Raw genomic sequence first — 15,122 nt, 5'->3', positions numbered from 1 at the left:
GAAGCGCGAAGATTGCGTATCCGTGGCATCCGCTTTTTGGGCGGACGCTTCAGGTGGCACCGTTCCGACGCGGCAACTTGGGGCGGAGTTGATCAGCGACCTTGCGCCCACTGCGCTTGGGCGGTCTCGGCATCGTCCTGGGCAAAGGCGGTGGCGATGAAGGCGGAGACGAGGCGCCGCCCGCTCTTGCCGGCGTGCGCCAACGCGTTGCGCATGAAGTGGACGCGGCACCGTTGCCAGCCGGCGTTGAGCACCTTGGCGACGGTGGCCTTGATGCCCTCGTGGGCGTCGGAGACGACGAGCTTGAGGCCGCGCAAGCCGCGGCGGGCAAGTTTGCGCAGGGACGCCGTCTAGAACGTCTCGGCCTCGGAGGGACCGATATCCATGCCGAGAACCTCGCGCCGGCCGTCGCTGTTGACGCCGACCGCGACAATCACCGCGACCGAGACGATGCGGCCATTCTGGCGCACCTTCACATAGGTGGCGTCGATCCACAGATACGGCCAGTCGCCCTCGATCGGGTGGGCGAGGAACGCCTTCACTTTGTCGTCGATCTCGCCGCACAGCCGGCTCACTTGGCTCTTGGAGATGCCGCTCATCCCCATTGCCTGCACTAGGAGCCCGTCCAGATATGTTTTCGTGACGGGCATTTGTTGTAGAGTAGCAGGCTCAGGCTGCGTTTGCGAGGTTGAACAGCTTGAGGAGGTTATGGACGGTGCAGATCATTGTCCACTCGGCGCGCACTTTCTCGATGCCCCGCAACAGGAACTGGCGGAAGCCTCTTGCCTGTTTGATCTGTCCGAACACCGGCTCCACCACTTGCTTTCGCAATCGGTAGGGTGTTTCGAAGCCGCCATCGTCGATCTTCTTTCGCATGGCCTGTGTCAGCGGGCCGCCGACTTTTCCGTTCGCTACTGTCGGGTGCTTGGCGCGTCCGGGCGCGACATAGCCATCGATGCTGCGTGTGTCGAGCGCTTCGAGATTGGCTTCGCTGCAGTAGCCGGAATCCGCTGAGGCCTGCCGCGGCTTGCGGCCAAGATTGCTCTCGATGGCCTCGATCAGGGGCACCAACTGGCCCTGATCGCTGCCGTGCTGGGTCAGTTCTTGCGCGACAATGATCTGGGCATGTGCATCGACGGCCGCCTGGGCATTATAGGCCTGAACGAAGCCATCCTTCGACTTCATGATGCGGCTTTCCGGATCGGTGAAGTTGCGTTGCGCCTTGGGATTGGGTTCCTCCGATGGCAGCGCCGCCGGTTTGCCCGGCTTCTTGCGGCCTTCGGCCTGGCGCTGCTGTTCCTTTTCGGCCTCGATGCGGCGCTCTTCCTCAGCCGCCAGTTTGGCGTCCGCTTCCAGCGCCGCCATCGCTTGCTGGATCTTCGCCAGCCGTTTCTGCTTGTCGACGGTCCAGTCCGGCAGTTCGTCGCTGTTGCCGAAAGTCTCATCCTCCGAGGCATCCGCCGCCTCGGCGGCCGCCAGCATGCGAGCGGCCTCGGCCTTCAATTCCGCCTCGCGCTTCTTCATGCGCTCATAACTCATCGCCTTGTGTTTCGACGCGTTCGCCTTGATCTTCGTACCATCCAGCGCGACATGACCGAGCTTGACCAGCCCGGCCGTCTCCCACAACTTCAGAACCTGCACGAATAGCGCGCCGAGCGCCTTCAAATGTCGCTTGCGAAAGTCGCTGATCGTCCGAAAATCCGGCGCATCCAGCGCCACGATCATCACAAAATCGTTCCGCTCCCGGCAGGCCTTGGCAATCCGACGCGACGAATACAGCCCACTCGCATAGCTATGCAGCAGCAGCGCCACCATCATCCGCGGATCAAACGGCGGCTGCCCAAGCCCGCTCACATAGCTGCCCATGATCTCCCTGAGATCGAGGCTCTCCCGCACCAGATCAACCATAAACCGCGAGACATGGCCTTTCGGCACGAAGTCCTGCACATTCGGCGGCAGAAGCAGCGTCTGATCGATGTTCCAAGGCCGAAAATACTTGCTCATCGCCCAATGTTGAATCAGACCCGACCAGATTTGAACAGCGACTATCCAGACAAGCTCCTAGGTCGTCTACCGAACGGGTCGAGACGCCCTGCACGTAGGCCTCCTGCACCACGGCGGTGAGCGCCTTCTCGGCCATCCGGCGCGGCTCCAGGAAGCCTGGGAAGTAGGACCTTGCGCAGCTTGGGGATGCGCAGTTCGACCGCGCCGGCGCGGGTCTCCAGATCCGGTCGCGGTAGCCATTGCGCTGCGCCAGACGCTCGGGGTTCTTCTCGCCGTAGGCCGCCCGGTGTGGCCCTCGACTTCCAGCTCCATCAGCCGCTGGGGCGGCAAAGCCGATCATCTCGCGCAACAGATCGGCATCGGGGGTCTTCTCCACGAGCGTGCGCAGGTTCATCATATCGTCGGTCATCGGTGATTCCTCGGTTGCGTTGGCGTGTCGCAACCCGATCCTACCGGAGAACTGCCGATGACCACCGCAAAGCCATCACTGGGGACACGACCTCTCGGGCCGGTCAACCAGCAACAGTTTCGGTGCGGTGGAAGTGGCGTTCACTGGTTTTTTTAAGCATGGGCCCGACGACACTGGCCGGGTTGAAGCCAAAAAAACGCCATCTCAGGGCTCAACCAGGTCGACCTTTGTCCGGTGTCTGACAGCTGCACAAGCCTCTGTCAGTTCGAGAACGCTTGCCGTCGTCCGAACCGCACCTTTTGATGCCTAATCAATGGCTTAAGTTGGTGATGATCATTGGCACGACCGTTGCTATTGAGATTTAGCAACGTTGATTGGCAAGTGGACGTAGATGCGAAAGACGACCTATGCGCTCCTTTGCTTGAGCCAGAGTGCTTTACTCCAGAGAGAGAGACAGCGCGTCTTCCAATGTAACCGGGCGCACGAAGCGACCTTCCTTTTCTTCGTACGCAATCGACGCGTGAGCCAGTCGAACGTCCTCAGAACAATGCCGCGGAGCAGGCAACAATGCTGCCGCCATCGGCGATTCCTTTGGGACGCCCGGCTGCCTCTCCTGTGAGGACCAGCAAACCTGAAGGTGTGTGATGCATCTCATACTCGGAGTCCTCGGAGAGAACGCCGACCTCTTGGGCCACAACGCAAGACAGGCATTCGGGCCGGATGGCGGCTCCGTCGGACGTGGGCGCGGGTGTAACTGGCGGCTTCCAGATCCAACCAACACGCTGTCAGGACACCACGCACTGATCGCATTCAATGGCATCGGTTTCACGATAACCGATACAAGCACCAACGGCGTCTACATCAACACCGTGGACGCACCGCTGGGACGCGGCAATACCGCGCCGTTAGCCGATGGCGATACACTATACATGGCAAATTACATCATCTCCGTGATGATCGAGAACGATCCTGCCGAGGAACGTCAACGGCTCGGCTTGACAGGCTCGAAGGCGGTGCGTCTTGACCGTATAACGTTACTGTCGCCTTCATTCGCCGAAGAGTCAGCAACTGCCGCTTCTCCGACTTCCGGACCGTTAGACGACGATGCGAATCTTCCTCTCGATCCGCTAATCGGGAGTTGCTCGCGCCATGCCTTCTATTCAGCTGCACAATGGGAGCCGCAGGCACCTCGTACGCCGTCCGTGCTTGCGGACGAGCCGCTCAGCGACGGCATCGGCGCTGTCGATCCGAGATTAGAGGACCTTCTGAGGCGACTGTCGAGCACTGCCATGACGCAGATGCCATCTTCGCACGCGCAATCGGGAAACATCGGATCAATTCCGCTGCCGTCGGTCGACGCGCCATCTGCCGAGCCACCGCAGCCGCCGCCCTCAGCATTCTCGAACGGCGGTGGTGCACCGTCAAATGGCTATCCTGTGCCAATCATTCCCGAGGACCTGGATCTGAGCGATTTGTTGCCGGCAGTGGCCTCGCGCGGGATGCCATCGCAGCGAACAAATGCGCGCTTCGCCGGATCCAACGAAGTGCTCCAGGTCGTGGGCAAGCCGCTCGCTCCTGCCCCGACGACTGATCTCGGGAAATTACCTGATCCTGGCACTTTGTCACCCCGGCCCGATGAGCGCGAACTTGATCAGTTGGCGAGCCCGAAGGAGGCTCCTGTGCAACGAACGGACGGCACCCCCGAAATGAGCACGGCGACAGCCAGCAGCGCTCCGCCGTCGCCTGCAGCCTCTCCATCGGACGCAGACGAACTACAGGCGTTCTGGACCGCGCTCGGGTTCAATCCGGACCTTGTGCCACCTGCGCAGCGTCGAGAGTTCTTTGCCGAACTCGGCCGCGCGATCACCGAGATGGCAAACGGCCTGCATTCGATACTGGCAGCGTGGGCCATGGTCAAACATGAGTGCCAGATCGAGTCGACGCGAGTACGCGCTGGGAACGACAATGAGTTACGGTTCATGAAGAGCCGTCATGCCCTGCGCGAGGCGCTCGCAAAGGATCACGGTTTCCAGCTGCTCTCCCGGTCGGTGCGCGCAGGCTTCGACGACATCAAGGCGCATGAGGTCGCGGCCATAGCGGCGATGAAGGGGGCGGTCAGCAATGTGCTGACGCATATGAGTCCCCAGCGTATCGAGAGCGACGGTGCAAATAGCGGGCGTTTCGGCGCCCGCATCAACAAGGCCAAATTGTGGGACCGATTTGTGGAACTGCACGCATCGATGGTTGGTGACATCGATCGAACGGCTCGCTCCTATATCGCGGAAGAGTTTACCCGAAGCTACGAGTCGCAATTCTCCTCGCCTGGCCAGAATGCAGAGAAGACGGCGTAATGGTGTCGCCGAACACACGCCAGCGGTTGGCCGTCGTTGGCGGCGCATTGCTGGTGACCGCCGCAGTCAGCAATTGTTCGACCGACAAGAGCTCGAAGACGACGCCAATCAAATTCGTGATCGAGGCCGATGAGCTCGTCAACCCAAACGCGCGCGGCAAGCCGTCGCCGGTAGTGGTCCGTATCTATGAGCTGAAGTCGACAGCCAACTTCACGCAAGCGCAGTTTTTCGAGCTGTTCGACGATGACGCCAAACGCCTCGGGCCGGATCTCGTGGCTAAGCGTGAGGTCGAGTTGACGCCAGGCGACAAGGTCGATTTCGAGCGCAACACGCCGATCGAAACGCAGAATGTCGGCGTGATCGCCGGCTTCCGCTCGGGCAACGATGCGCAATGGCGCTCAGCTGCCGAAATCAAGCCCGATCGTGACAATAGGATCTGGGTCAAACTGACGGCGCAGGCCGTCAGCATTGAGAAGGAGGAGAGTCGAAATTGGTGGAAAATCTTCTGACCAGTCCGTCGTGATCGCAACGGTCGCCGGGCAGATGCACCTTTCGAAAACTCAGCGAAGAGGCGCCTGAATAGTGTCTGCGACAAGCAAACCGATCTGGTCTGAAGGTATGTTGGTGCGGCCACAGCACTTTCAGCAATACGACCGATGGATCGAGCAACTGGTCGAGAACCGCGTGGCTGGTCTGGTCGGCTACGGCTGGGGCATTCGAAAACTTGCCTTTGATCGTGATCTTCTGGCGCTCGGCCAACTCGCGCTTACCGCACTTGAAGCCATTATGCCCGACGGCACCGCCCTTCGTGTGCCGGAGCATGTCCGCCCTCCGATCGGACGAATTCCTCCGCCGGCTGCGAAAAACTTGCTGGTCAAGATCGCAGTAGGCACGCGCCGACAGGCCGGCAGCGACGTCTGTTCCGGGGATGCACTTGCGCACCGCCACGATCATGAGGTCTTGCAGGTCCGGAATCCAAGCGCACCGGAAAAAGCTCCGGTCGATATAAGGGTTGCGTCGCTAACAACACATCTTATGTTCGACGGAGAGGAGGAGGTTGATCTGATCACGCTGCCTATTGGCCGCATCCGTGATATCGATCCGGCCGGCGCGATCACTTTATCCAACACCTACGTTCCGCCGGCGATCGATATTCACGCAGTCCAACCGGTAATCGCGCTGTTGAACGAGGTCAGATCGGTGCTGCGGACACGCGCAGAGGCGCTTGCTGCCCGCGCGGATCCCTCGCGCGCGACGGCAGACGGAGCGGGACTGATTGATCTTGTCACGTTGTCGATCGTGAACGACGCAGAAGCCGTGTTCGACCACTTCGCAGCAACATGCGGACATCACCCTGAAACCGTCTTCCGCGCATTGCTTGGCCTTGCAGGGCGGCTGTCGAGTTTCGTTGGCGACCGCCGTAAACCGCAGGAGATGCCCCCCTATCGGCATGAGGATCTCGAGAGTTGCTTCACGCCGTTGGCTGATATCTTGCGAAAGCTGCTGTCTGTCGTGATGCAGAGCGCCGCAATATCGCTACCGTTGCAGGATCGAGGCTACGGCATCCTAACCGGCCTGATCATCGATCGCACCTTGTTCCAGGACTCCCGGTTCGTTCTCGTTGCTGTCGGAAGCGTACCGACCGAGACGTTGCGCAACCAGCTTCCGGCGCAGATGAAAGTAGGCTCGGTCGAGCAGATTCGCGACCTCGTCAATCTTCAGCTCCCGGGTGTTCCGGTTCGCGCGCTGGCCGTGGCGCCGCGCGAGTTGCCCTACATCCAGAATGCCGTCTATTTCGAGCTGGACCAGGCGGCGGAGCTGTGGCGCACCCTGCCGCGCTCGGCGGCCTTTGCTTTCCACGTCAGCGGTGACTACTCGGATCTCCATCTCGAATTCTGGGCCATCCGTGGAAAACGTGCGTGACGGGCGCGAAAAACATGAATGAACCGACAGTTATTGGACGCAGGCCAGTCGGTCCGACCCGTAACACGCAGCGGGCGCAATCGCCCGCTTGTGTTCCTCCGAACCTCGCCGCCCCGACCGGCACTTACACGCCGTCGCCTGTCTCTGAATCCGACGAAGTAGGCGCAGCCAACCATACCGAGATCATTGTGCAAAGTCTCTTCGAGCCAAAGGCAGTGGAGGACGTCTTGGTTGCAGCCGCGACACCGCTCCTTTTGGTCGTCGCCCAGCTTCGCGTCGTCAACAATGCCGATATTGGTGCGCTGCGTCGCGGAATTGTCGAGCAAGTCCGTCGTTTTGAGGAGCGTGCCGCCAACGATCAAGCGGACGGCGGCGATGTACGGGCCGGCCGTTACGTGATGTGCGCGCTGCTCGACGAGGCGGTGATGACCACGCGCTGGGGCAGCGAAAGCGCCTGGAGTGACAACAGCTTGCTCAACCAGTTCCATAATGAGACCTGGGGAGGCGAGAAGGTCTTTCAGATACTCGAGCGCGTCCAGGCAAAGCCGGCCAAATACCTCGCGTTGCTTAAGCTCATCAACATCTGCCTGTTGCTCGGGTTCGAGGGTAAATATCGCGTAGTCGACGGGGGGCGCGACCAGCTTGAAGACCTGCGCTCCGACGTTCAGCGCCTCTTGCGGGAACATACGAGTGCGCCACCCGCCGCGCTATCGGGCCAATGGCGCGGCATCAGGGTACGCACGGGCGTGCGTCGCTACGTGCCGTTGTGGATCATCTTTGCCGCTGCCACCATTATGGCGCTGATCGGCTACAGTTTCTTCCATTGGCGCCTATCGGGCGAACTCGTGCCGGTCGAGCAGCAGCTCAGTGTGATCGGGCACTCTGGGCCACACTGAAGGGAGGTGCGAGTGTTTGGCACTCAATTGGCGGCACTCTTGTCGGCTCGGGGCATCATCACGCTGATCGCCTTGTTGACAGTCGACGCGTTGATCTGGTTCGGCGGGCCTTACCTTGACCTGTTCGGTCAGCGCCCGTTCGATTCGGCGGCTGTTCGCGTTGCCACAATCGCCTGCCTCTTCTCGGCGCTGGTCGTCGTCATCCTTGTCCGTTACTGGCTGGCACGCCGTGCGAACCGGCGTGTCATCAAATCGCTGATGGAGAGCGAAGGCCTCATCACGACCTCGAAAGATCGCGGCCGTGAGGAGGTCGAACTGATCCGCAGACGCTTCGAGGACGCGCTGAAGGTCCTGCGCGATACAGTGTTCGCCGGTAAGCGCGGACCAAGCTATCTGTTCGAGCTGCCCTGGTACATCATCATTGGCCCACCGGACGCCGGCAAGACGACGATCCTGCGCAACTCGGGCCTCGAGTTCCCGCTGACTGAGCGGCTCGGCGTCGACCCGGTGGCGGGCGTCGGCGGCACGCGAAACTGCGACTGGTGGTTTACCGAAAAAGCAGTCTTTATCGACACGGCAAGCCGTTACACGACGCAGGATACGGATAGCGAGGTCGATCGTGTTGCCTGGCACGGCTTTCTCAATCTTCTCACGATGCATCGACGCCGGCGGCCGATCAACGGCATCCTGCTTGCGATCAGCTTGTCCGATCTCTTACTGGGCGATGATAACAGGCGCTGGCGCTCCCAGTCGATTCGTTCGCGGATACAGGAGCTACTGAAGACGTTTGGCATGAGCATTCCGGTCTATGTTCTGGTAACCAAGTGTGACCTCGTGACCGGCTTCGCTGAATATTTTGACGATCTCGACCATGAGGGCCGCGCCCAGGTCTGGGGCAAGACCTTTCCTCTCGAGGGACCAGGCGATCACATCGACGACGTCGTAACCCTTGAGATCCAGGAACTTGCCGAGCGCCTCGAGACCAACTTGGCGTTTCGCATGCATGACGAACGTAATCCCACTCGTCGTGCACTGATGTATGCATTCCCGAAGGAATTGCGGAGCATCCGGACCGCAGTCGTCGGCTTCGTTAGCGAAGTCTTCCGGCCGAGCCGCTTCGAAGTGCGACCGATGCTGCGCGGGATCTACTTTACAAGCGCTGCCCAGGAAGGAATGCCGATTGAGCGGATTAGCGGTGCGATCCGAAGCCATTTCGGTCTGCACCCGGTCCCGCCCACGCCGTCCATCGGGCCGGGAAAGGCATTCTTCATCAGTCAGTTGCTGACCGACGTGATCTTCGCTGAGCAAGGACTGGTCGGCCGCAATTTCAAACTCGAACGTAAGCTCGCGCTGGTGCACTGTGCGGGCTATCTCGCGGCCGTTATGCTGGCGGTGGCCGCGTTGACTCTGTGGTACGACGCCTTTGCCCGCAGCGAAATGCGTATCACTGAAACCAACACGGCGGTACAGACAATGCAAGTTCGCATCAAAGAAGCACGCGAACCGCTCGACCTGATAAAGCTTCTGCCGACCCTCAATGCCGCGCGCCGGCTGCGTCTGGCAGCCGGCGAGAACACTTGGTACGCGTGGCTCGGTGGGCTCGGGATTTCGGCGACCCCGGTGCTCGCGCCAGCCGCGCAACAAGCTTATGACCAAATTCTGGTCGACCGCCTGCTGCCGGTTTTTGCTGGAAGGCTTGCGGCTCGCATCGACGCGCTATCGCGTACTGGCAATGATACTCTGCTGGACCAAGCCAAGGATGCGTTCCGCACGTATTTGATGCTCAGTGATCCGACGCATTTCGATCGCGGCAAAGTCGAACAGGCTGTGCGCAGTGAAGTGGCGCTTGCGCTTGCACTCGAGACGACATCAGCGGGCGAACTGCTGGAACATTTTTCACGCCTCCTCGAGTTGCTGCCGAAGCCCATCACCAGCGACCGGAACTTCGTGATAGCGGTCGGCTTGCGGTTGATGGAACGTCCCCTCGTCGAGCAGGTCTACGCCCGGCTTTTACGCGAAGCCGCTCAAAGCACGCGGCTTCGGCCAATCGACCTGGTTAGTCTGCTGGGGGCCGGCCAGCTGGAGGTAAAGCCTCAGGCTGTTCACCCCACCATTGGCCATCAGGAGCTACCTTCTTCGGGCGGTACGGCGATTATCCCCGGCATCTTCACACGGGATGGTTTGATCGATTTCCTGCTACCACACCTTCCACTCATCGTCCAAGACGAGCAAAGCGGCGACTGGATCCTTGCCGGCCGCTCATTCGACACGGCGGATACACAACAGGTCGTGCGCAAGGTCATCGATCGCTATGTTGCCGATTATATTCGCATATGGACAAGCGCGCTGAGCCGCGTCCGCGTCGTCAAGTTCGACGATATGCAGCGCGCCTCGGCGATCCTGCGCGGGCTGGCCGGACCGGAAAGCGCACTGCAGCAGATCATTTCCATCGTACGAGACAATACGAACCTGCCGCCGCCCGGAGAGCAGGCTGCGGCCAAGGCGGGTGAGACAACGGTCGCCGTGTTCTCGGCGGCATTCGGCGACGCTCCCTGGCCGGGAACGCGGATTACCGAAGCCTTCCAGCCTCTGGTCCAACTGGGCACAGGCAGAGCTTCGGGACAAGCTGCCAGCATGGATCGTATCCGCGATCTTTTCGGCGGCCTGTATGCAACGATGGCCAACATCGCAACTGCACCGGATCCTGGCCAAGCCGCATTTCAGCTCTTTCAGCGGCGTGTCAAGGATCCGAGCAACGATGCCTTCGGTACCATGCGCGCCGACTCGGCGCTGCGACCCGAGTTGGTCCGTTCCATCATGAACGACATCGCTCTCTCGACATGGAGCGTCTTGCTTCAACAGGCCCACGGTCATGTCAGTGCTGTGTGGACGCGGGAAGTGGCGCCGGTTTGCCAGGCAGCCGCCTACCAGCGTTATCCATTGTTTGCGGCCGCGACCGAGGACGTAACACTAAAGGACTTCAGCGATCTCTTTCGCCCCGGCGGCATCCTTGATGAGTTTTTTCAGAAGTACCTGTCGCCATTCGTCATCGAGCGCAGAACCGGCTTTGGGCTGGCGACCATCGACGGTGCGGCGGCGCCGATCCATGCGGATGCCATGGCTCAATTTCAGCGCGCGCGAGAGATCCGCAAGGCATTCTTTAGCGGTTCGGCCTCCGCGCCGGCCGTGAAGTTCAGCATCAAGCCCGTCTATCTCGCCTCCAAACTGCTGCGCGCGACTTTTGTCTTGGATGGCAAGGAGATCGTCTATCGTCACGAGGCGCCCCGTGCCTACGACCTTGAATGGCCGAGCCGAACCGATGCAAGCACGGCCTCCGTCACGCTTGCCTCAGTTGATGGAACTGAAACGAAGATTGAGCACTCAGGCCCATGGGCTCTGTTCCGTCTCGTCGATGCGTCGCGAGCCTCCTCGCGTGGGGCTCCCGACCGCTTCACGATCACGATCGGCGGACCGGACCGGCCCGACGTGACCTATGAACTACGGGCGGAAAGTGTACGCAATCCATTCAACTTGAGTGTCCTTCGTTCGTTCCGATGTCCGGATCACCTGTGACAGCAACGCTGTGAGAGTTCTCGTTTTCTTTCGCGAAGAGACAAGCAAATATCGCTGGTGATACCCTGGCGCGAACGCTCGGCGTGGACGTCGTACGCCTTCGCTTGGTGGCGGCGACTGAGTTGCGGGATACGTTCCTTGTGCGCCGCAACCGCCTCGAGCTGCATCAGGAGCTCAGTGGATAGTTGGAGGTCGAGCTGTGACGGCGAGGGATGAGGCTGCATTTGTGAGTACAGCGCCCTTGGGATATGTGCTCGGCGGTCGTTTCGACCTGGTGGAGATCATTGGCGAGGGCGGCACCAGCACCGTCTATCGTGCGATCGATCGGATCGGCCTGTGGGCGCGTGAACAAAATCCCGAAGTGGCAGTGAAGGTCATCCAACCAAATGCGATGATGCGCCAGAAATTAGTGCAGTTGCTGCACCGCGAGGCGCGTCTTCTGCGTGACTGTGTGCACCGGAATTTGGTGCGAATCTACGATTCCGACTACGACGGCAAGTATCATTACCTGGTCATGGAGCTCTTAAAGGGCCGCGCGCTAGCGCACATCCTGGCCGATCGTCAGGGGCCGCCGCTGTCCCCCTCTGTGTCTTTTCATATTGTCCGCGCCGCCGGGCAAGGCCTCGCCCACATGCACAGCCTTGGTATCGTCCATGGTGACCTTAAGCCGGGAAACATCTTCATGACTTCGACGGGCGAAGTCAAAATTTTGGACTTTGGGACAGCCCTCATGCTCGACGTTTCGCCGCAACACGACAGGTCCACGGCACTGCTCGATCAGATTGGACTGTTGACGCCGGCTTATGCGTCGCCACAGATGCTGAGAGGTGAGCCATGGGCGGAAAGCGATGATGTCTTTTCTCTCGCGGTGGTCGCCTACCTGGCCCTCACCGGCACCCACCCGTATGCGCGGCTGCCAGCCGACGAGGCACTTAAGGCGAATCTCGGACCGGCGCCGCCGCCGACTGTTTCGGCGGCGCAATGGCGGGTGCTCGCTTCGGGCCTTGCCCTCAACCGCCGCGACCGTATCGAAACCGTCGGTGAGTTCGTCCAGCGCCTTGCCCGCCCGCGATGGTTCTACCGATGGCGCGGTCAGCGCATGCCTCTGTCGCATTGACGGGCCATCATTTTGAGCGCTCATTGGCAACTCAAGAGACATCTCTTCTCTCCGCCAGAATGCGCCCGAAGCGCCGCAATTCAAATTGTATCGATAGATTGCCAGCGAGTGAAACACGCGAATCTGGAGCGTCAAATGGCTAACCTTCTCGAGCGACAAATTATGGGATGCAGCGAAAAGATCTCGTGTCAAACGCCGACCAACTTGACCCTTGTCCAGTGTCCGACAGTCGCGCCGCTGCTGTTAGGGCGCCGATGCTGTTAGGTTGACAACACTTATGTGGCATACCGCAGCTTCTCAGAACCAAATCAGCAGCTCCATAGGGGAGATGCCGTTGGCACAGCTGTTGCTATTGATGAGATGCAGCGACACTGATTGGCTGAGTACACGAAACGCAAGATGAACGACGTTCTCTTTCCCTTGAACTTGAAAACGAAACCCAACGTAGCTTTCACCGTACCTGAGGGCGCACACAACAGGCATGGGCTAGTCGACCGGCTTCACTACAATGGCGTGAAAGAGGCGGCAAACGCTAGCGCCGCGGGCAATCGAATGGAACAGCCGGCTGTCGATCCGCGTTGTTGGGCACGGCTTGACGTGAGATCTAGCTTGCGCTCGGAGTATTGGAGAGAGCGATGAACTCATAAATCAAGGGCGCTAGATGCGCGGCTGGGACGTGCATCACGGCGCCGCTGGCCGATCGCCATACCTTATGCACGGCAGCGAAAAAACGACATCGGGCCGGCCGCCTACCATCTCGCCAGCCAAATGGCCGGTTCCGCTTCAGGTCCTAAACCGCCGCGATCGTGCCTCGGCTCCCAAGCGATCCCTCGATCCGCGGCGCTGTGACAAGCGTTGTTAGCACAGCCGCAGTTTGATTTGGTGCGCCGATGACCAACGACTCCAATCTCAGTATTGACTTAGAGATTCGCAGCAAGCCCGGCATGGAGCTCGACGTCCAAGGCTTCGAGGGCACCGAGTGCATTTCTCTGCCGTTCAGCTACGTCATTTACGCCACAACATCGAGCGATGTCGATACCGGCTCTTTGATAGGTGAGCGCGCCAAGCTGTCTGTCAAAACCGCATGCGGGCGATGGCTTGCCTCGGGCCTCTGCGCCCAAATAGAGGAACTCGACCCTACGGGGACTGACCTGCGGGTGCTCCAGTTTGTCCTGCGACCGCGTTTTGCTGTCGCGGAGCTCTCAGTTGCGAGCCGCATTTATGGTCCCGGCCAACCCATGGGCGTCGATGACATCATCAAACTGCAGTTGAGCAAGGTGAGCATCAGCATCCCCAGCGAATACAGTATTGATCGCTATCGCAAGCGAAATTATGTTGTGCAATACAATGAAAGCGATTTGACGTTCATTTCCCGCCTTTGCGAACGGAACGGAATCTTCTATTTCTTCAAGCAAGAAGACGACGGTGAAACCGTCGTCTTCGGCGACAACAATCTGGCTTTCCCCAAAGTCAAGTTCGGCGCCAAGTCGACGCTTCTTTATGCGCGCCAGCGCAAGCGACCGCGAGGCGTCGACGAAGCCGCTGTTCTGTCGTTCCGGCAGCGCCGGGTTCTCTCGACAGAGACAATCGCGCTCCGCGATTATAACGAAACGGTACCTTCCGTCATGTCCGGCGCTAAGCAGGTCGGGCAAGGCAGCGGTTTCTTGGGCAAAGCCTCGCGCTTCGGCGGGAATTTTGCGAACGACGCAGAAGCGACGGCGCTGGCCCGGATCCGCGCCGAGCAGATCTGCGCCGGCCAGACAATGTACATCGCCCACAGCGACGCACCGGAGCTGCGCGCTGGCGTCATTTTCGAACTGGAGGGCCATCCGCGCTTTGACGGTGAATATCTCGTCATCGCCGCGGATCACTCGGCCTATCGCCCGGCGCCGCGCGGATTCGGTGGATCTGGGCAGGATGGACGAGCCTACGGGAACATGGTCCATTGCATCCGCTCGGACGTGCCCTATCGACCGGTTGCGATGACGCCTGTGCCTGTGGGCGTCGGCCTCCACACCGCCACAGTCGATGGAGAAGTTTGGAACGGACGGGCCGAGATAGACGATCAGGGCCGCTACATGCTGCGGTTTGCATTCGCCGACGAACCGGCCGAGGGCCGTGGTAGCGACTACGTGCGCAAGCTCGAACCTTATGTAGGTCCGAATCAAACCGGCTTGCATTGTCCGTTGGTGCCAGGCACGGAAGTCCTAGTTGGTTACTTGAACGGCGACATTGACCGACCAGTCGTGATCGGGGCCGTCCACAACCCCGATATGAAGGGAGGAGTGACATCGGATACGCACACGTTCAATCGCCTCAAGTCGCAATCTGGCGCCTCGATCGAGATGTTCGACGGATCTTCGTGATTTCTTGTCCTCATGGCGCATCATGACCCTCTGGTGTCCAGCGACACACGAGATCGACCCGCTATTGGAAGCGGTCGCCAATACGGCACGCGCGGCCATCTCGCCGAGCGCATCGATCAACATACCGCCGCCGTCGGCGGATGGCATTTGGTCGCAACGGCTTCGTGACGGACGAGAAGTGCGCCTCAAATTGTCTACGCCCTGTTTCGAGCAGAAACAGCGCGGTCCTTGTACGGTGCTCGTTTACGCACTGCAGGGCAATGCCGTTGTCGATAACGGCATGGGCTACCGTGTGACGGGGCAGGCTGTTCTCGACGTCGCCACGCGTGCATTTCTCGATGTCGAGTGTCAGTTGGAACGGGTTGGCTCCGTTGCGCCGTGACAGATCGCTGTCACGATCGTGACGACGTCGTCGCTTGATGGTGTCGGTGTCTGGAAAACCGCGTAGTGCTGTGCCGGGAAGGCTCGCAATATTAGGCATCG

The 15,122-nt window shown here is 60.1% G+C and carries 10 protein-coding genes and 1 pseudogene; 8 read left to right on the top strand and 3 right to left on the bottom strand.

Annotation, left to right across the window (positions count from 1 at the left end; all coding sequences use genetic code 11):
- Window positions 1-67: 67 nt before the first annotated feature.
- The 3 genes and pseudogenes from HAP48_RS00950 to HAP48_RS00940 all read right to left on the bottom strand — a co-directional run.
- A pseudogene (locus tag HAP48_RS00950) lies at window positions 68-617 on the bottom strand (IS256 family transposase); the annotation flags it as partial.
- Between the two features lie 52 nt (window positions 618-669).
- Window positions 670-2,004, bottom strand: a complete 1,335-nt coding sequence (locus tag HAP48_RS00945) for an IS1182 family transposase (protein WP_166217419.1) — start codon at window positions 2,002-2,004, stop codon at window positions 670-672.
- Window positions 1,901-2,413 carry a transposase gene (locus tag HAP48_RS00940; protein WP_166217413.1) on the bottom strand — a complete coding sequence of 171 codons (513 nt, stop codon included), beginning with the start codon at window positions 2,411-2,413 and terminating at the stop codon, window positions 1,901-1,903. Before HAP48_RS00940 ends, HAP48_RS00945 begins: the two co-directional genes overlap by 104 nt.
- A gap of 644 nt (window positions 2,414-3,057) precedes the next feature.
- On the opposite strand from HAP48_RS00940, the gene tagH reads away from it, so the two are divergent.
- The 8 genes from tagH (at window position 3,058) to HAP48_RS00900 (ending at window position 15,021) form a co-directional block, all read left to right on the top strand.
- Window positions 3,058-4,764, top strand: coding sequence for a type VI secretion system-associated FHA domain protein TagH (gene tagH / locus HAP48_RS00935; RefSeq protein ID WP_166217405.1), 1,707 nt, complete (start codon window positions 3,058-3,060; stop codon window positions 4,762-4,764).
- Complete coding sequence (tssJ, locus tag HAP48_RS00930) at window positions 4,764-5,273, top strand: type VI secretion system lipoprotein TssJ (protein WP_166217402.1); 510 nt, start codon at window positions 4,764-4,766, stop codon at window positions 5,271-5,273. The genes tagH and tssJ overlap by 1 nt, the downstream gene beginning before the upstream one ends.
- A gap of 73 nt (window positions 5,274-5,346) precedes the next feature.
- Entirely contained in the window at window positions 5,347-6,687 is a 1,341-nt protein-coding gene (tssK, locus tag HAP48_RS00925; protein WP_166217399.1) for a type VI secretion system baseplate subunit TssK, read from the top strand.
- The gene (gene icmH, locus HAP48_RS00920) at window positions 6,684-7,583 is read left to right on the top strand and encodes a type IVB secretion system protein IcmH/DotU (protein WP_166217395.1); all 900 of its coding nucleotides are present in this window, start codon (window positions 6,684-6,686) and stop codon (window positions 7,581-7,583) included. Before tssK ends, icmH begins: the two co-directional genes overlap by 4 nt.
- 12 nt (window positions 7,584-7,595) lie before the next feature.
- Window positions 7,596-11,156 carry a type VI secretion system membrane subunit TssM gene (tssM, locus tag HAP48_RS00915; protein ID WP_166217392.1) on the top strand — a complete coding sequence of 1,187 codons (3,561 nt, stop codon included), beginning with the start codon at window positions 7,596-7,598 and terminating at the stop codon, window positions 11,154-11,156.
- 226 nt (window positions 11,157-11,382) lie between these two features.
- Entirely contained in the window at window positions 11,383-12,273 is an 891-nt protein-coding gene (locus HAP48_RS00910; protein WP_176399295.1) for a serine/threonine-protein kinase, read from the top strand.
- Window positions 12,274-13,163: 890 nt separating this feature from the next.
- Complete coding sequence (locus HAP48_RS00905) at window positions 13,164-14,639, top strand: type VI secretion system Vgr family protein (RefSeq protein WP_166217385.1); 1,476 nt, start codon at window positions 13,164-13,166, stop codon at window positions 14,637-14,639.
- A gap of 64 nt (window positions 14,640-14,703) precedes the next feature.
- Complete coding sequence (locus HAP48_RS00900) at window positions 14,704-15,021, top strand: hypothetical protein (RefSeq protein WP_166217382.1); 318 nt, start codon at window positions 14,704-14,706, stop codon at window positions 15,019-15,021.
- Window positions 15,022-15,122 lie beyond the last annotated feature (101 nt).

The organism is Bradyrhizobium septentrionale (genome assembly GCF_011516645.4).
Classification (GTDB): Bacteria; Pseudomonadota; Alphaproteobacteria; order Rhizobiales; family Xanthobacteraceae; genus Bradyrhizobium; species Bradyrhizobium septentrionale.
The sequence above is the reverse complement of the archived record's forward strand: the minus strand, read 5'-3'. Positions and strand labels throughout refer to the sequence as shown.

Bases quoted from the DNA above. Each gene is read 5' to 3' on its own strand.
- HAP48_RS00945 (WP_166217419.1), bottom strand. From the start codon at position 2,004: ATGAGCAAGTATTTTCGGCCTTGGAACATCGATCAGACGCTGCTTCTG.
- HAP48_RS00940 (WP_166217413.1), bottom strand. From the start codon at position 2,413: ATGACCGACGATATGATGAACCTGCGCACGCTCGTGGAGAAGACCCCC.
- tagH (WP_166217405.1), top strand. From the start codon at position 3,058: ATGCATCTCATACTCGGAGTCCTCGGAGAGAACGCCGACCTCTTGGGC.
- tssJ (WP_166217402.1), top strand. From the start codon at position 4,764: ATGGTGTCGCCGAACACACGCCAGCGGTTGGCCGTCGTTGGCGGCGCA.
- HAP48_RS00905 (WP_166217385.1), top strand. From the start codon at position 13,164: ATGACCAACGACTCCAATCTCAGTATTGACTTAGAGATTCGCAGCAAG.